The sequence below is a fragment of the Amycolatopsis sp. 3B14 genome, from assembly GCF_050958625.1.
Classification (GTDB): Bacteria; Actinomycetota; Actinomycetes; order Mycobacteriales; family Pseudonocardiaceae; genus Amycolatopsis_E; species Amycolatopsis_E thermoflava.
This window is the reverse complement of record NZ_JBHZEN010000047.1, coordinates 59,684-76,411: the sequence shown is the minus strand read 5'-3', so window position 1 is coordinate 76,411 and position 16,728 is coordinate 59,684. Positions and strand designations below refer to the sequence as shown.

The following is a 16,728-nucleotide window of genomic DNA, read 5'->3' as shown; positions in this document are numbered from 1 at the left end:
AGGTGACCTTCCGGCGCCGTAGGCGCCCTACCCCGCTTCCCGCCCCAAATGCTCCGCGAAGAAGGCCAACACGCGCCGCCAAGCATCCTCACTGGCCGCCCGGTCATAGCTCATCCCAGCAACCTTCAGCAACACGTTCACCGGCCCGTGGAACTGATTCGCAAAACTGTGCCCAACCCCCGGGTACTCCTTGACGTCATGCGGCACCCCCCGAGTCGACAACTCCCGCTCCAGCTTCGCCGCCGCCCCACGCAAGGAAAAGTCCTTCTTCCCGAAGGAAGCCACCACCGGACAAGCACCATCCAAAACGGACAGATCCTTGGGCAACTGCCCGTAGTACGGAGCCGACGCGTCAAACCCCCGAGAGGCCGCCACCAGGGCGAACCCCCCACCCATGCAGAACCCGACGATCCCGACCCGACCAGTGCAATCAGACCGCGACGCCAGCAACGACCGCGCCGCGTCCAAATCGTCGAACGCCCGCCCCTTCCCGGCCGCCAGCTCCTTGAACACCGACTTCACGCACCGCACGAGCCCGCCGCGCGAGTACATGTCCGGCGACAGCGCGACGTACCCGGCGGTGGCGAACCGGTCGGTGATGTTCTTCGCGTCCTGCGAGAGGCCGACCGCGTCGTGCACGATCACGACCCCCGGCCACGGCGGCTCGCCCGAGACCTCCCGCTGCGGGGTGGCCAGATAGCCGCCGATGGTTCCGTCTGCGACAGGAATGTCCATCCGTCGCAGGCTAGTCGATCGTGAACGGGTCGTACCTGATCTGATCGAGTGCCGTTCCGGCCACCAGCATCCGGGAAACCGTCGCGCGGATCATCGCGGGCGAACCGGACACCAGCACGTCGTGGCCGGGCCACGCGCCGTACCGCGTCACCACGTCGGCCAGCGTGCCCTGCTCGCCGCCGACCAGGCCCGGCCCGTTCTCCACCACCGGCGTCACCGTCAGCCACGGGTTGCAGGACGCGACCATCCGCAACCCCTCCAGCGCGTACAGGTCCTCGCGCGTCCGGCCGCCGTAGAACAGGTGCACCTTCGGGTTCTCGCCCCATTGGCCCAGCTCGTCGAGCATCGCCTGCATCGGCGCGACACCCGTGCCGCCCGCGACCATCAGCACGTCCCGGCCGCTCTCCCGGTCCACGCCCAGCGTGCCCAGCGGCGGCCCGAACCGCCACACGTCACCGGCCTGCGTGTGGCTGACGATCGCCCGGGACACCCAGCCGCCCTCGATGGCGCGGATGTGGAACTCCAGCGAGCCGTCCGGGCGCGGCGCGTTCGCCGGCGACAGGTACCGCCACAACCGCGGCCGCTGCGGCACCTCGACGCTCAGGTACTGCCCCGGCCGGAACGGGATGTGCTGGTCCGGCTCCAGCCGCACCATCGCCAGGTCCCAGCTCAGCCGCCGGTGCTCGGCCACCCGCGCCGACCAGTTCGGCGGGTTCGTGTCGGTGGCCGCGGCCTCCTGCATCTGCCGGGCGATGATCGTGAACGCCTCCGCCCACGCGCGCTCGACCTCGTCCGTCCAGTCCGGCCCGAGCTGCGTCTTCATCGCCGCCAGCAACGCGGTGCCGACCGCCTCGTAGTGGTTCGGCACCACGCCGAACTTGCGGTGGTCGCGCCCGAGCTGCCGCAGGAACGGCACCAGGTCGTCGGGCTGGTCGACCATCTGCACGACGTGCACCAGCGCGCGCACCATGCGGTTGCGCTGGACCTCCATGTTGATCGGGAAGAAGTCCCGCGTCGCAGGCGCGAGGGTGAACAGCATCCCGTAGAAGAACTGCGTCACCTCGGGCAGGTACGGCTCCGCCTTGACCCAGGAGTCCCGGATCAGGCGCACCATCGCGGTGACGGCAGGGGGCGCCTCCCGGTGCACGGACCGGGGAACGGGGCTGACGGGGTCGGCTGTCATGGGTTCGGGGCTGCTCCGTGGTGCGCGTTCATGCTCGCCGTCGATTATTCATGAACACGCAATAGCACGTGAGCGTGTGAAAAGATCATGAATAATCCACCCTACTCGGTTAATCGTAGCCGGGTAATGCGAACACGATCCGTCGCAGGGTAACCGCCTCCGCCGCAATCCTCGCGAAGTTGCTCCTTCCGGGTGGTTCGGAGATCCCCTCCATCAGTGGGACAAGTCACCAACTTAGATAGTTGTGGCATACAACTACTGCTTCTATAGTTGTATGTGACAACCAACCAGGAGGTGGGTCCATGGGGGACCGCGACGAGAAGGCCGTCCAGCTGATGCGCGAACTGCGCGCGGCCGGTCAGCTGCAGCACGCCTGGATCAACCAGTCCTGGCAGCGCGAGCACGACGGCCTGCACCCCGCGGCCGCCATGCTGCTGTCCGACCTCAACGCGCACGGCGAGAGCCGCCCGTCGGACCTCGCGAAGCGCAAGATGGTCGACATCTCGGTGATCAGCAGGCAGATCGCCCAGCTGACCGCCGCCGGACTGGTCGAGCGCAGGCCGGCGCCCGAGGACGGGCGCGCCAGCCTGATCAGCCTGTCCGAAGCCGGCCGCGCCGAGCTCGAACGATGGCGGCAGCTGCACATCGACTTCATCCGGCGTGCGCTCGCGGACTGGACCGACGACGAGGTCGAAGCACTCACCGCCCGGTTGACCCTGATGAACCAAGGACTGCGCGAGGCCCTCGGCCAGACGCCGGTCACCTGCCCGCCGGACCCGGCGGCGGAGAAGAGGAAGTGATCCCCGAAGTGAGCACGACAGCGAACCAGGAGGCGATGACGCCGCGCCAGGTCGGGCGCGCGTTCGTCGGCCTGCTCCTGGCACTGCTGGTCGCCGTGCTGTCCTCCACGATCGTCTCGAACGCACTCCCGACGATCCTGGCCGACCTCGACGGCTCGCAGAGCCAGTACACCTGGGTGGTCACCGCCACCCTGCTGGCGTCCACGGCGAGCACCCCGATCTGGGGCAAGCTGTCGGACCTGTTCAGCAAGAAGATGCTCTACCAGCTGTCGATCGTGATCTTCACGGTCGGCTCGGTGCTCGGCGGCATCTCCCAGTCCATGCCCGAGCTGATCGCGTTCCGCGCCGTCCAGGGCCTCGGCCTCGGCGGCATGCAGGCGCTGATCCAGGTCGTGATCGCGGCGATGATCTCGCCGCGCGAACGCGGCCGCTACAGCGGTTACATCGGCGCGGTGTTCGCGCTGGCGACCGTCGCGGGCCCGCTGCTCGGCGGCGTGATCGTCGACTCGCCGCTCGGCTGGCGCTGGAACTTCTGGATCACGGTTCCGGTCGCGGTGGCCGCGTTCATCGTGCTGGGCAAGACGCTGCACCTGCCGGTCCGCAAGCAGCAGGTGAGGATCGACTGGCTCGGCGCGACCCTGCTCGTCGGCGGCGTCTCGCTGCTGCTGATCTGGGTTTCGCTGGCGGGCGGCAGCTTCGCCTGGTGGTCCTGGTCGACCCTGTTCTACGTGCTCGGCGGTCTGGTCGCGCTGGCGCTGGCGGTGTTCGTCGAGTCGAAGGTGCCGGACCCGGTGGTGCCGCTGCGGCTCTTCCGCAACCGCACCTTCACGCTGGCGGTGATCGGCAGCCTGTCGGTCGGCACCGCGATGTTCGGCGGCGCGGTGTTCCTCGGGCAGTACTACCAGCTCGCCCGCGGCTACTCGCCGACGCACGCCGGGCTGATGACCATCCCGATGATGCTGGGGCTGTTCCTGTCCTCGACCGTCGCGGGTCAGGTCATCTCGCGCACCGGCAAGACCAAGGCATGGATGCTCGGCGGCGCGGTGCTGCTGGTCGCGAGCCTGTTCCTGCTCAGCACGATCGACCACCAGACCAACCTGGTGCTGATGGGCACCTACCTGGCGCTGCTCGGCCTCGGTGTCGGCGCGCTGATGCAGAACCTGGTGCTGGTCGTGCAGAACACCGTCGCGATGAAGGACATGGGTTCCTCGTCGTCGGTGGTCACCTTCTTCCGCACGCTGGGCGGTTCGGCCGGGGTGTCCGCGCTGGGCGCGCTGCTCGCGGCGAAGGTGAGCAGCCACGTGTCGAGCGCACTCGCCGCGATGGGAATCCAGGGCGGATCGGCCGGCGCGGGCAGCAGCCTGAACCTCGCCGCGCTGCCGGAACCGTTCCAGTCGATCGTGCGGGCCGCCTACGGCGACAGCATCGGCTCGATCTTCTTCGCGGGCGGGATCATCGCGATCGCGACGCTGATCGCGGTGGTGTTCATCAAGGAGGTCCCGCTGCGCCGCAGCATCGACCTGACCGAGAGCACCGAGGCGACCGCGGCGCCGATCACCGGCTCGGCGGTCCACGGCGTGGTCACCGGCCCGTCGGGCCGTCCGCTGGCCGGGGCCGCGCTGACGCTGACCGACTCGTCGGGGCAGCAGGTGGCGCGGACGCTGACCGCGGCCGACGGGACCTACCGGCTGCCTGCCCCACCGAACGCGATCTACCTGCTGATCACCTCGGCGGCCCGATTCCAGCCGAGCGCCGTGATGGTCACGGTCGACGGGCAGCCGGTGCGCCGGGACGTCGAGATGAGCGGCGCCGGTGGCCTCAGCGGCGTGGTGCGGTCGAGCGCGGGCCAGCCGGTCGGCGGCGCGACGCTCGTGCTGACCGACGACCGGGGCGAGGTGGTGTCGTCGGTCGTCACCGGTGGCGACGGCTGGTACCACTTCGACGACGTGCCGGGCGGCGTCCACACGCTGACCGTCACGGCCGCCGGTCACCAGCCGGCCGCGGTGCCGCTGGCGACCACCGAGGGCGAGCAGGCCTCGCACGACATCGAACTCGGGCTCACCGCCCGGCTCGGCGGCGTGGTCCGGGCGGGCCGGGACGACCGTCCGGTGGCCGAGGCCCAGGTGACGCTGCTCGACGCGGACGGCGAGGTGGTCGCGATGACGCTCACCGACGAGGCGGGCCGGTACTCCTTCACCGACCTCCCCGCGGGCGACTACACGGTCGTGACCAGCGGATATGCTCCGGTCGCCGCGCCGTTGGAAGTCGTCGCGGGCGCCCCGCTCTCGCGTGACGTGGAGCTGACGCACCCGCGCTGACCCACCGAACCCGCGAAGACCGCCTCAATCCCCCGGGAGGCGGTCTTCGTGCTTTTCCGGGGCAGCGTCACGACACCGCGACGGGGGCGGCGGCACGCAGCGCCGCTTCGACCCGGCGGTTGCTGGTCATGGATGCCGTGACGGCCGTCATCGCCAGCAGGAGGACGGCAGCGGCGTAGAGGGGGGTGCGGACGTCGTAGGTGGTGGCCAGCCAACCGCCGACGAAGGCCCCGAGCGGGGCAGCGCACATGGCCAGCATCCGGGAGGTGGAGGCGACCCGGCCCATGAGGTGAGCCGGGACGATGGCCTGCCGGAGGGAGGGCCCGAGCACCATCGTGGCGCCCATGCCGGCGCCGCAGACGGCCAGCGCCAGCCCGGCCAGATACGGGTTCGAAGCGGCGGCCAGGCCAAGGATGGCGAGCCCCTCGACGGCGGCCGTGCAGGTCAGCGCGGTGCCGGTGCCGAGTCGCCTGCCGAGGTGGGCGGCGACGGCGGCACCGAGCAGGCCGCCGGTGGCCTCCGCCGTGAGGAGCAGGCCGAAGCCGTAGGTGTCGATGCCGAGGCGGTCGTGCGCGAAGAGGGCGAGGACGGTCTCCACGGCGAGGAAGGCGACGTTCCCGACCGCCGGGCGAAGCGCGAGCCCGAGCAGCACCCGGTCCCGGAAGACGTACGAGGCCCCGGCCCGCGCCTGACGGAGCAGCGACTCGCGGACCTCCGGCACGGGCCTGGGCATGGCCGGCAGCGTGCGCACGAGCAGTGCGGAGAGCAGGAACGACACCGCGTCGGCGAGCAGCGGGACGGCCCGCCCGAGCGCGAGCAGCGCACTGCCCGCGGGTGGCCCCGCGAAGCCGGACATGGCGGTCTGCGCGCCGCGCAGCCGGGAGTTGGCGCGTTCCAGGAGCGCGGGGTCGCGACGGAGCAGGTCCGGGAGATAGGCGGTGGCGGCGGTGTCGAAGAAGAGTCCGCCGAGGCCGAGCAGGAAGGCGATGATCGCGAGCAGCGGGATGGACAGGACGTCGAACACCGCCGCCGTGGCGGGGACCGCGAGCAGCGCCGCGCGTGCCGCGTCCGCGACCCACATCGTGCGGCGCCGGTCCCAGCGGTCCACCAGCGCACCGCCGAGCACGCCGAAGAGCAGCCACGGCAGCGTCCCGGCAGCCGTGACGACGGCGAGCGCCATCGGCTCCCGCGTCAGCGTCAATGCGATGAGCGGCAGCGCGGCGTGCGTCACCCCGTCGCCGAGCGAGGAGATCGTCTGCGCGGTCCACAACCGGCCGAACCCGGCCGGCAACTTCTTCCGGACGTCCGAGGTCATCTGGCGCCTCCTTCGGTCTTGGCGCCCTGCGCCGGGTGGAACAGCGCGAAGACGAGCGAGGTGTCCGGCAGCGACGGATCGGACAGCTCCCGGTACTCGTCCGCCAGCGCGTTCAGCCGCGCGCCCAGCTCGGCGAACTGCTCGTCGGTGAGCCGCAGGTGCGCCATCCGCACGTGCCGCTCGCCGTCCACGGGCGATGCCTCCAGGTCCGCCACCGCGTGCCGCATCAGCACGTCCGGCCCGCCCTCGCCCGGATCGGGCAGCTCTATGCTGCGCGCGGCCATCGCGTAATACCGCTCGACGACCCCCCGGACCTTGCGCGTCCGCACGACCTTCACCAGGCCGGCCTTTTCCAGCAGCCGCACGTGGTAGCTCGAACTCCCCTTCGCGAGACCGACCCGTTCCGCGATCTGGGTGATCGTCGCCGGCTCGAAGCGGAGCACGGCCATGATCCGGTGGCGCGTCAGGTTGGACACGGCGCGCAGCTGTTCGTCGGTGGTGACGCGGAACGTCTCGAGTTGATCGTCGTCAGGCATGTGAGCAATGGTCAACGTTTCTTGACCATTCCGCAAGGAGAAAAATCAGGGTTGAGCGGAACACGCTCAAGTTTGTTGACGTTGTAGATGTCGAGGGACCTGGAGGAAGGTCTCCGGCAGGCATGCGACATGGAGTGTGGGATGGACGCTTTCAACCCGACGACGAAGACCCAGCAGGCGATCTCGTCGGCGGCGCAGGCGGCGACCGTGGCGGGCAACCCCAGCGTCACCGCCGCACACCTGCTCGGCGCGCTGCTGGCGCAGGGCGACGGGCTGGCCGGCCCGCTGCTGACGGCGGTCGGCGCCGATCCGCGGCAGGTGCACAAGGAGCTGGAGCCGATCACGCAGGGGCTGCCCTCGGCGACCGGCGCGACCGTGTCCACTCCGCAGTTCGACCCGCCCGCGGTGAAGTCGCTGACGCACGCCCAGAAACTCGCGACCGAGCTCGGTGACGAGTACGTCTCCACCGAGCACCTGATGGTCGGCCTCGCCGCGGAGGGCGGCCAGGTGGCGGACCTGCTCAAGCGGCACGGCGCCACCCCGGACGCGCTGCGCGAGGCGTTCACCAAGGTGCGCGGCTCGGCCCGCATCACCAGTCCGGACCCCGAGGGCACGTTCAAGGCGCTGGAGAAGTACGGCGTCGACCTGACCGACCGCGCCCGCAAGGGCGAGCTGGACCCGGTGATCGGCCGCGACGCGGAGATCCGCCGCGTGGTCCAGGTGCTGTCCCGGCGCACGAAGAACAACCCGGTGCTGATCGGCGAGCCGGGCGTCGGCAAGACCGCGATCGTCGAGGGGCTGGCCCAGCGGATCGTGGCCGGTGACGTGCCGGAGTCGTTGCGCGGCAAGCGGGTCGTGGCGCTGGACCTGGGTTCGATGGTCGCCGGCGCGAAGTACCGCGGTGAGTTCGAGGAGCGGCTGAAGGCCGTCCTGAAGGAGATCACCGAGTCGGCGGGCCAGGTCATCACGTTCATCGACGAGCTGCACACCATCGTCGGTGCGGGCGCGACCGGTGAGGGTGCGATGGACGCGGGCAACATGATCAAGCCTATGCTCGCCCGCGGTGAGCTGCGCATGGTCGGCGCGACGACGCTCGACGAGTACCGCCAGCACATCGAGAAGGACGCGGCCCTGGAGCGGCGCTTCCAGCAGGTGCTGGTCGGTGAGCCGTCGGTCGAGGACACCATCGGCATCCTGCGTGGCCTCAAGGAGCGCTACGAGGTGCACCACGGTGTCCGCATCACCGACGCCGCGCTGGTGTCGGCCGCGACGCTGTCCGACCGCTACATCACCGCGCGCTTCCTCCCGGACAAGGCGATCGACCTGGTGGACGAGGCCGCCTCCCGGCTGCGCATGGAGATCGACTCGCGCCCCGTCGAGATCGACGAGGTCGAGCGCGCCGTGCGCCGCCTGGAGATCGAGGAGATGGCGCTGTCCAAGGAGGAGGACCCGGCCTCGATCGAGCGGCTGGCCGCCCTGCGCGCCGAGCTGGCGGAGAAGCGCGAGGAGCTGTCCGCGCTGACCGCCCGGTGGCAGAACGAGAAGGGCTCGATCGAAAAGGTCCGCGAGCTGAAGGAGCAGCTGGAGCAGCTGCGTGGCGAGGCCGACCGGGCCGAGCGCGACGCCGACCTGGGCCGCGCCGCCGAGCTGCGCTACGGCAAGATCCCGGCGCTGGAGAAGGAGCTGGAGGCGGCCCAGCGCAACACCGCGACCAGCTCGTCCGGCGCCGACGTCATGCTCAAGGAAGAAGTCGGCGCCGACGACGTGGCCGACGTCGTCTCCGCCTGGACCGGCATCCCGGCCGGCCGCCTGCTCGAAGGCGAGACCGGCAAGCTGCTCCGCATGGAGGAGGAGCTGGGCAAGCGGGTCGTCGGGCAGCGCGAGGCGGTGCAGGCGGTGTCGGACGCGGTGCGGCGCACCCGCGCCGGAGTCGCGGACCCGGACCGGCCGACCGGCTCGTTCCTGTTCCTCGGCCCGACCGGCGTCGGCAAGACCGAGCTGGCCAAGGCGCTGGCGGAGTTCCTGTTCGACGACGAGCGCGCGATGACCCGCATCGACATGAGCGAGTACAGCGAGAAGCACAGCGTCGCGCGGCTGGTCGGCGCTCCCCCGGGGTACGTCGGCTACGACCAGGGCGGCCAGCTGACCGAGGCCGTCCGGCGGCGGCCGTACTCGGTGGTGCTGCTGGACGAGGTCGAGAAGGCGCACCCGGACGTGTTCGACGTGCTGCTGCAGGTGCTCGACGACGGGCGGCTGACCGACGGCCAGGGCCGCACGGTCGACTTCCGCAACACGATCCTGATCCTGACCTCGAACCTGGGTTCGCAGGCGATCGCGGACGCCTCACTGGACGAGCAGCAGCGGCGGGACGCGGTGCTGTCCACGGTGCAGCGGCACTTCAAGCCGGAGTTCCTGAACCGGCTGGACGACATCGTGGTGTTCCACTCGCTCGACACCGAGCAGCTGACGTCCATTGTGGACATCCAGGTGGCGAAGCTGGCCGCCCGGCTGGCCCAGCGCCGCCTGACGCTGGACGTCACCCCCGGCGCCCGCGACTGGCTCGCGCTGAACGGGTTCGACCCGATCTACGGCGCCCGTCCGCTGCGCAGGCTGGTGCAGTCGGCGATCGGCGACCAGCTGGCGAAGAAGCTGCTGGCCGGCGAGGTCCGGGACGGCGACACGGTCCGGGTGGACGTGCCGGACCTGAACGCGGGCGACACGCTCGTGGTCACCCGGGCGGACTAACGGGTTGCGACACGGGCCGCTGACCTTGGTTCAGCGGCCCGGCGCGCTACCCTCACCCTCGTGGGTATTCCGGCGTGGGTCTGGTTCGTCATCGCCGCCGTCGCACTGGTGGCGGGGCTGCTGCTGCTCGCCGTCGACCGGACCAGGGAGGGCTCCCGTAACCGGGAGCGGATGCGCTGGTCCGACCTGCGCGGATGGCAGTTCGTCGAGGAGGACGAGCGGCTCGTCCGGCAGTGGTCCGGCGGGGCGCTCGGGTACTTCCGTGCCGAGACGGCGGTCAACGTCGTCGTCGGCTCCACCTTCACCGCCGACGGCCGCCGCCCGGTGTTCGTGTTCGACATCGAGGCCGACGGCCAGATCCCGGCGGTCGTAGTCGCCGTGCGCTGCAACCGCGTGCACCCGGTGCTCGTCGAGCTGTGGCTGGCCAGCGTGCCGTTCCAGCGCGCGGACATGCCGGAGCTGCTCGGCCCGGTGGGCCAGCGCTACGCGTTCGCCGACGACCCCGAAGGCGCCCGCGCGGTCATCACCCAGGAACTCGTGGACGCCGCCGACGCGCTCGGCGGCGACGTCGGCGTGGCCTGGCTGGAGAACGAGTGGGTGCTCGCGAGCGTCGCGCCGCAGGCCGGGCCGTCCCGGCTGGAGCGGCTGCTCCGCGACCTCGGCGAGATCGCCGACATCGTGGACCCGTTCGACGAGGAGTACCCCGCGGCGGGCCGCCACTGGCAGCCCGGTCAGTCCGAGCAGCCGGGCCTGAGCACGCCGCCGCCGAGCGGGCCCGCCCAGTGAGCACCGCCCTCGTCACCGGCGCGACCGCCGGGATCGGCGCCGCGTTCGCCCGCCGGCTCGCCGAGGAGGGCTACGACCTGGTCCTCGTCGCCCGCAACGCGGAGCGGCTGGAAGCGCTTGCCGGCGAGCTGTCGCGGCGGCACCGGATCAAGGCGGTCGCGTTGCCCGCGGACCTCGCGTCGGCGGAGGGCCGGGCGGCTGTCGAAGCGCGGCTGACCGCGGAGCCGGTCGACATGCTGGTCAACAACGCCGGGTTCGGCCTGGCCGGCGAGTTCTGGACCGCGCCGGTGGACGAGCTGCAGGCGCAGCTGGACGTGAACGTGACCGCCGTGCTGCGGCTGACCCGGGCGGCCCTGCCCGGGATGATCGAGCGCGGCCGCGGCGACATCATCAACGTGTCCAGCGTGGCCGGTTTCTTCTCCGGCCGCGGCTCGACGTACACGGCGAGCAAGAACTGGGTCACCTCGTTCACCGAGGGCATCGCGGCGGCGCTGCCTGCGGGCATTCGGATGACCGCGCTGTGCCCGGGTTTCACCGAGACCGAGTTCCACGAGCGAGCCGGGCTGGAGAAGCCGGGGCCGAAGGCGTTCTGGCTCCAGGCCGACCGGGTGGTCGCCGAGGGCCTGGCCGACCTGCGGCGCGGGAAGGTCATCTCCATCCCGTCGCCGCAGTACAAGGCGATCGTCGCCATCGGCGGCCTGCTGCCCCGTGGCCTGCTGCGCCGGATCTCCAGCCTCGTCGCGGGGCGCGACCGCACCTGACCCGCGGTTCTCGGCGCGCGTAGTCCTCGACCGCCGGGGCGGTCGCGATCGGCACCGCGGGCACCGGGGCCGTGCCGGCGAACTCCGCGCCCGTCGTGCGCCGGGTGCGGTGATCGCGTTCGGCGGGATCCAGGACTGCACCGTCCAGTTCCCCGATGTGCCCCAGGACGCGCTGCGCCGCGTTGCCGTGGACGGCGGGTGCGCGGCCCTGGGGCTCGGTACCTGACCCGCTTCACAGGCTGCGCGCGTTGATGTCGCCGTAGTCCGTGGTCGCGCGGATCGTCAGACCGGCGGTCCCGTCGTTGCGGAGCGAGTTGTGGATCCGGCCGAAGCTGGTGCCCGCGTCCAGTGAAGCGGAAACCCCCGCGGCGGCGCCCACCGACACGTCACCGGCCTCGGCGCGGAGCACGACCTCGCCGCGTTCGGCCTCGGCGATGCGGATGTCGCCCTTGCGGGTGCTGATCCGCGCGGACCCGGTCAGGCGGCCGACCGTGACGTCACCCGCCTGCGTCTCGGCCCGGACGGCCGCCGCCTCGGCGAGTTCGATCGAGCCGTGCGCGCCCTTGACGGTGACCTCGCCGAGCCGCCCGATGCCACGCAGCTCGACACTGGCGCCCGTCGCGTCGACGCTGGATCCCGCGGGCAGCTGGACCGTCACCGCGATGAAACCGGAGCTGCCGAGGATCTGGTTCCCGGCCGGGGCGGCGATCCGCAGCACGCCATCGGTGTAGGCCACAGTGGTCTGCTCGGCGGCCCGCACGTCACGCCTCTTCGCGGCGTCCGCCGGCCGGACCTCGACGGTGGTGTCGGCCCGGTCGGCGGCCACGAAACGGATGCTCCCGGCGGGGACGTCGGCGACGGCGGCGATCGGGGCGGGGGTGTCGAAGTTCTGCATCGTGCTCTCCTGTGCTCGTTGTTCCTGCTGTTGAGGACAACTCTCGCCGGGAGCGCTGACACCGGGCCGTCACCGCGCTGACGCCGCCGCTGACACCTACGCGAACTTCTCCGCCACGGCGCGTATCGAGGCCTCCGACCAGGTGAGCTCACCAGACCGCAGCGCCGCCAGCAGGCAGTCGACCCACTTCAGCTCCGCCTCGCGAACGGCGATCGAGTACTCCTCGTCCAGGAGGAACAGGCGCGGGAGGCCGGGAACCGCCTGGAGTGCCGCGCGGTCGGCCGCCAGCGAGGTGGACAGCTCGGCCGCACGGTCGGACAGCCGGGCAAGCGCCTCCTCCGGAGTCAGGACCATGAGGGTGGCGAGCGCTGCCGGGAACTCCGGGAACTCGCGCGCTGGGCTGCCGAGCATCTCGGCGGTCCAGTCGCGGAGGGCCGCCCGGCCGGCGTCGGTGATCTCGTAGACGGTGCGCTCGGGACGGCGCTCGTCGCGCTCGGTCTCCCGGACGGCGATCAGCTCTGCGCGCAACAGGCGGTCGATGGTCTGATACACGCTGTTGCGCTGCGCAACGTTCGCGATCCGGTCCTTGCCGCGCTCCTTGATCAGCTCCCGCATGCGGTACGGGTGCATGGGCTGCTCGGCCAGCAGGGAGAGCAGCACGAGTGCCAGCACGGACCGCCGATGAATGCTCCTCGCCACGCCCACGACCTTAACCGCCGCCTTGACTTGATAGTCATGAAATGTATAGTCATTTTATGACTATCAACGCACTGGTGATCGGCGGCGGCATCGCCGGTCCGGTCACCGCGATGGCACTGCAGCGGGCCGGCATCGAGGCGACCGTCTACGAGGCGTACAACCGTGGCGCGGACGGCGTCGGAGCGTTCCTGACCCTGGCGGTCAACGGCATCGCGGCGCTCGGCGCCCTCGACCTGCAGGCGGTGGTGCGCGACAAGGGGTTCGCGACCACGAGAATGTCCATCGGCATGGGCGGGAAGAAATCCATGGCCGAGTTCGGCTTCGGCGCGGCGTTGCCCGACGGGACCGGCACGCAGACCATCCGGCGGGCCGATCTCTACGACTCGCTGCGCGACGAGGCGGTGCGGCGCGGCGTGCCGACCGAGTACGGCAAGCGGCTGGTCGCCGCCACCCCGGAGGGCGGCGGCGTGACGGCCACCTTCGCCGACGGCAGCACCGCGCACGCCGACCTGCTGATCGGCGCCGACGGCCTGCGCTCGACCGTACGCACGATCATCGATCCCGGGGCGCCGCCGCCACGGTACGTGCCGTTGCTCAACACCGGGGGCTACGCCAGGGGGCTGCGGCTCGACGTCGAGCCCGGCGAGATGCACATGGTGTTCGGGCGCGGCTGCTTCTACTCCTACATCGTCCACCCCGACGGCGACGTGTGGTGGTTCGCGAACCCGCGCCAGCCTCGGGAGCAGGCACGCGAAGAACTGGCCGCCGTCACCGCGGACGAGTGGCGCGCCCGGCTCCTCGACCTCTTCGCCGAGGAGGACGGTCCCGCCCGCGATCTCGTGACCGCCACCGACGAGATCTTCGCGGGCTGGAACACCTACGACTTCCCGAAGGTGCCGGTCTGGCACCGGAACCGCATGATCATCGTCGGCGACGCGGCGCACGCCACCTCACCTGCTTCCGGCCAGGGCGCGTCGATGGCCATCGAAGACGCGGTCGTGCTGGCGAAGTGCCTGCGCGACGCCGGCGACGTGCACGACGCGTTCACCACGTACGAATCCCTGCGCCGCCACCGGGTGGAACGCGTGGTGGCGCAGGGCAAGCGCAACGGCGACGGCAAGACACTCGGTCCTGTGATGCGGCACCTGCTCCCGCTGCTGTTCAAGCTGCACCGGCCTGGTCCGGAAGCAATGGCCTGGTTGTACGGATACCGCATCGACTGGGACTCGCCGGTCAGCCCATGCTCTTCTGGCCGTCCAGGGACTCGCGGATGATGTCGGCGTGGCCGGAGTGCTGGGCGGTCTCGGCGACGATGTGCATGAGCACGCGCCGGTTCGACCACTCCTTGTCGGTGAACCACGGCGCCTTCGGCAGCTCGTGGCTCGCGCTCAGGTCGACGGTGGCGACCAGCTCGTCGGTGCGGCGCGCGACCGCTTCGTACTCCGCGATCACGCCGGCCAGCGTCTCGTCCGGGAGCAGCTTGAACTCGTCCTCCCGCTGCTTGAAGTCCTCCTCGGTCATCTCCTCGAAGTTCGGCATCGCGGAGGCGCCCTCGACGATGAAGTTCGCCCAGCCCCGCTCGGTCGCGGTCACGTGCTTGATCAGCCCGCCGAGGCACAGCTCGCTCGCCGTGGTGCGCTGCCGGGCCTGGTCGTCGGTCAGGCCGCGGGTGGTGAAGGTCAGGAAGAAGCGATGCTTGGCCAGCATGGCCAGCAGGTCCGCGCGCTCGCCGGTGACGGTCTCGGTGGAGGTCATTTCGGAGTCCCTTCGTCGTCGTTGAGACCAAGGTAGAACCCCTTGCGGCCACTTTTTGACCGCAATTTCGGGAGAATCGGGAACATGGCGAACACGAGCTCGCGAACGCTGCGGTTGCTGTCGCTGCTGCAGACCCACCGGTACTGGCCGGGCAGCGAATTGGCCGAGCGGCTGGGCGTTTCACCGCGCACCCTGCGCCGGGACATCGACCGGCTGCGCGAGCTGGGTTACCCGGTGGAGGCGCAGCGCGGTGTCGACGGCGGCTACCAACTCGCGGCGGGCGCGTCGCTGCCGCCGCTCGTGGTGGACGACGAAGAGGCGGTGGCGCTGACCGTCGGGCTCCAGACGGCCGCGCAGAGTTCGGTCGACGGCATCGCGGAGTCGTCGGTGCGGGTGCTGGCGAAGGTGGTGCAGGTGATGCCGGCCCGGCTGCGCAGGCGGGTGGACGCGCTGCGGGCGATGACCGTGCCCGCCACCTGGCCCGGCGCGTCGGCACCCCGGATCGACCCCGGCCTGCTCACCACGATCGCGCTGGCCTGCCGGGACAGCGAACGCATCCGCTTCGGCTACACCGATGCCGGGGGCCGCGAGTCCGAGCGGGAGGTCGAGCCGCTGCGGCTGGTCCCGCTCGGGCGGCAGTGGTACCTGGTCGCCTACGACCTCACCCGGCACGCGTGGCGCAACTTCCGCATCGACCGGATCACCGATCCACGCGGCACCGGCGCCCGGTTCCGGCCACGCGAACTGCCCACCGCCGACGCCGCCGAGTTCGTCCGCAGCTCGCTCGGCGCGTTGCCGCAGCCGTACGAGGTGGAGGTCCTCGTCGAGGTGCCGGCGGCGGTGGCGCGCGAGCGGATCGGCCGGTGGGGCACGGTCGAGGAGGTCGACGCCGGCCGGTGCCGGGTGCGGATGACGACCGCCTCCCTGGACTGGCCCGCGCTGGCGCTCGGTTCGCTGTGCGCGGAGTTCCGCGTGGTCGGGCCGCCCGAGCTGCGTGATCAGCTGCGCGAGTGGGCAGGCCGGTTCAGCCGGGCCTGATCGCCGCGGCGGGCGTGCAGGAAGACCGTCAGCGTCGCGGCCAGGAACACGACCTGCATGAGCGTGCGCGGGACGATCTGGTCGTCCCACGCGGTGAGCACGCCGCTCTGCACCGCGTACACGTTCGCCGGGAACATCAGCACGAGCATGGCGGTCAGCCCGGCCGCGGCCCACGGGGCGGTGCGCGGCCACAGCACGCCGACGGCGCCGGCGAGTTCCAGGACGCCGGTGACGGTCACCAGCAGGGCGGGCGCGGGCAGCGCGGGCGGGACCATGTCGATGAGCTGCTGCCGCATGCCCACGAAGTGCGAGATGCCGGTCGCGGTGAACATCGCGGCGACGCCGCCGCGCACGGCCATCGGCCACGGTCTGAGCCACCGGACCCCGGCCGCGCCGGCGAGCGCGAGGACCAGCGTGACGACGATCAGGATGATGAGCGGTGCCATGGGGTCTCCTCCACATCTTGTCAGTGACAAGATTGCTCCCGCGCTCGCATCTTGTCAATGGAAAGATATGCTGGTGGCATGGCTGAGCGCTCCTACCACCACGGCGACCTGCGGCGCGCGATCCTCGACGCGGCCGCCGAAACGATCGGCGAGCACGGCGTCGCGGCCCTGAGCCTGCGCGAGGTGGCGCGACGGGCCGGCGTCTCGCACGCGGCGCCGGTGCACCACTTCCGCGACAAGGCGGGCGTGGTGACCGCGCTGGCGACCGAGGGGTACGACCTCCTGGCCGACGCCCTCGTCGCGGCGCGGGACCAGGGACTGGTGGAGATCGGCGTCGCGTACGTGCGGTTCGCGGTGGGGCACCGCGCGCACTTCGACGTGATGTTCCGGCCGGACCTGCACCACGCGGACGACGCGGACCTGCTGGCGGCGCGGCAGCGGGCGTGGGCCGTGATGGCGGACGCGGTGTCGGAGGGGAAGCTGGCGCAGGTCGCGGCGTGGTCGATCGTGCACGGATTCGCGACGCTGTGCCTCAGCGGCGCGATGCCGGCCGAGGTGACCGGTGATTTGGAGGCATCCGCGCGGGCGGTTGCGGAGATGCTGACACCCGGGGGTGCGGGCCGGTGACCCGGAGCCCCCGAGGGCGCCGGGTGCGGGGGCCGCGGCGAACCGTCCGCGCGAGCCGGGAGCCGAATCCCGTGGCCGCAGAGCCGCGC

The 16,728-nt window shown here is 71.3% G+C and carries 16 protein-coding genes; 8 read left to right on the top strand and 8 right to left on the bottom strand.

All coding sequences use genetic code 11. The features are described 5' to 3' along the window. Nucleotides 1-27: 27 nt before the first annotated feature. Nucleotides 28-735 (bottom strand): dienelactone hydrolase family protein, encoded by a 708-nt coding sequence (locus tag ACCP09_RS25680; protein WP_433750958.1) that lies wholly within the window; start codon nucleotides 733-735, stop codon nucleotides 28-30. A 10-nt stretch (nucleotides 736-745) separates the two neighbouring features. Next, nucleotides 746-1,918 carry a globin domain-containing protein gene (locus ACCP09_RS25675; RefSeq protein WP_209440801.1) on the bottom strand — a complete coding sequence of 391 codons (1,173 nt, stop codon included), beginning with the start codon at nucleotides 1,916-1,918 and terminating at the stop codon, nucleotides 746-748. Nucleotides 1,919-2,220: 302 nt separating this feature from the next. On the opposite strand from ACCP09_RS25675, the gene ACCP09_RS25670 reads away from it, so the two are divergent. Further along, the gene (locus ACCP09_RS25670; protein ID WP_027933416.1) at nucleotides 2,221-2,718 is read left to right on the top strand and encodes a MarR family winged helix-turn-helix transcriptional regulator; all 498 of its coding nucleotides are present in this window, start codon (nucleotides 2,221-2,223) and stop codon (nucleotides 2,716-2,718) included. A 35-nt stretch (nucleotides 2,719-2,753) separates the two neighbouring features. Continuing rightward, nucleotides 2,754-5,036: an MFS transporter gene (locus ACCP09_RS25665; protein ID WP_433750972.1), complete on the top strand. Its 2,283-nt coding sequence runs from the start codon at nucleotides 2,754-2,756 to the stop codon at nucleotides 5,034-5,036. Nucleotides 5,037-5,103: 67 nt separating this feature from the next. On the opposite strand, the gene ACCP09_RS25660 is transcribed toward ACCP09_RS25665, so the two are convergent. Both ACCP09_RS25660 and ACCP09_RS25655 read right to left on the bottom strand, forming a co-directional pair. Further along, on the bottom strand, nucleotides 5,104-6,351 hold the full coding sequence (locus ACCP09_RS25660) for an MFS transporter (protein ID WP_433750953.1): 1,248 nt from the start codon (nucleotides 6,349-6,351) through the stop codon (nucleotides 5,104-5,106). Next, nucleotides 6,348-6,887 carry an ArsR/SmtB family transcription factor gene (locus tag ACCP09_RS25655; RefSeq protein WP_378336696.1) on the bottom strand — a complete coding sequence of 180 codons (540 nt, stop codon included), beginning with the start codon at nucleotides 6,885-6,887 and terminating at the stop codon, nucleotides 6,348-6,350. The genes ACCP09_RS25660 and ACCP09_RS25655 overlap by 4 nt, the downstream gene beginning before the upstream one ends. A 141-nt stretch (nucleotides 6,888-7,028) precedes the next feature. Here ACCP09_RS25655 and clpB point away from each other — a divergent pair, with 141 nt between their 5' ends. From clpB to ACCP09_RS25640, 3 genes are read left to right on the top strand one after another with little or no spacing between them, the layout of a single operon-like run. Then, nucleotides 7,029-9,632 (top strand): ATP-dependent chaperone ClpB, encoded by a 2,604-nt coding sequence (clpB, locus tag ACCP09_RS25650; RefSeq protein WP_027933412.1) that lies wholly within the window; start codon nucleotides 7,029-7,031, stop codon nucleotides 9,630-9,632. Between the two features lie 60 nt (nucleotides 9,633-9,692). After that, nucleotides 9,693-10,418, top strand: a complete 726-nt coding sequence (locus ACCP09_RS25645; protein WP_017985663.1) for a hypothetical protein — start codon at nucleotides 9,693-9,695, stop codon at nucleotides 10,416-10,418. After that, entirely contained in the window at nucleotides 10,415-11,179 is a 765-nt protein-coding gene (locus ACCP09_RS25640) for an SDR family NAD(P)-dependent oxidoreductase (protein WP_433750948.1), read from the top strand. Before ACCP09_RS25645 ends, ACCP09_RS25640 begins: the two co-directional genes overlap by 4 nt. Before the next feature lie 232 nt (nucleotides 11,180-11,411). Here the strand turns inward: ACCP09_RS25640 and ACCP09_RS25635 are convergent, their stop codons facing one another. Next, nucleotides 11,412-12,074: a DUF4097 family beta strand repeat-containing protein gene (locus ACCP09_RS25635; protein WP_433750945.1), complete on the bottom strand. Its 663-nt coding sequence runs from the start codon at nucleotides 12,072-12,074 to the stop codon at nucleotides 11,412-11,414. 96 nt (nucleotides 12,075-12,170) lie between these two features. Then, nucleotides 12,171-12,773, bottom strand: a complete 603-nt coding sequence (locus ACCP09_RS25630; protein WP_378365360.1) for a PadR family transcriptional regulator — start codon at nucleotides 12,771-12,773, stop codon at nucleotides 12,171-12,173. 56 nt (nucleotides 12,774-12,829) lie between these two features. Between ACCP09_RS25630 and ACCP09_RS25625 the strand changes: the two genes are divergently transcribed. Next, a complete protein-coding gene (locus tag ACCP09_RS25625) occupies nucleotides 12,830-14,047 on the top strand; it encodes an FAD-dependent oxidoreductase (protein WP_433750941.1) in 1,218 nt (405 codons plus the stop codon). On the opposite strand, the gene ACCP09_RS25620 is transcribed toward ACCP09_RS25625, so the two are convergent. Next, nucleotides 14,007-14,528, bottom strand: coding sequence for a DinB family protein (locus tag ACCP09_RS25620; protein WP_400986607.1), 522 nt, complete (start codon nucleotides 14,526-14,528; stop codon nucleotides 14,007-14,009). The two genes, ACCP09_RS25625 and ACCP09_RS25620, sit on opposite strands and share 41 nt — an antisense overlap. An 84-nt stretch (nucleotides 14,529-14,612) precedes the next feature. On the opposite strand from ACCP09_RS25620, the gene ACCP09_RS25615 reads away from it, so the two are divergent. Beyond that, nucleotides 14,613-15,566 carry a helix-turn-helix transcriptional regulator gene (locus ACCP09_RS25615; protein ID WP_123684507.1) on the top strand — a complete coding sequence of 318 codons (954 nt, stop codon included), beginning with the start codon at nucleotides 14,613-14,615 and terminating at the stop codon, nucleotides 15,564-15,566. On the opposite strand, the gene ACCP09_RS25610 is transcribed toward ACCP09_RS25615, so the two are convergent. After that, nucleotides 15,527-16,012 (bottom strand): DoxX family protein, encoded by a 486-nt coding sequence (locus tag ACCP09_RS25610; RefSeq protein WP_378336691.1) that lies wholly within the window; start codon nucleotides 16,010-16,012, stop codon nucleotides 15,527-15,529. The two genes, ACCP09_RS25615 and ACCP09_RS25610, sit on opposite strands and share 40 nt — an antisense overlap. A gap of 78 nt (nucleotides 16,013-16,090) precedes the next feature. Between ACCP09_RS25610 and ACCP09_RS25605 the strand changes: the two genes are divergently transcribed. Further along, nucleotides 16,091-16,639, top strand: a complete 549-nt coding sequence (locus ACCP09_RS25605) for a TetR/AcrR family transcriptional regulator (protein WP_123684505.1) — start codon at nucleotides 16,091-16,093, stop codon at nucleotides 16,637-16,639. The last annotated feature ends 89 nt before the right edge of the window (nucleotides 16,640-16,728 follow it).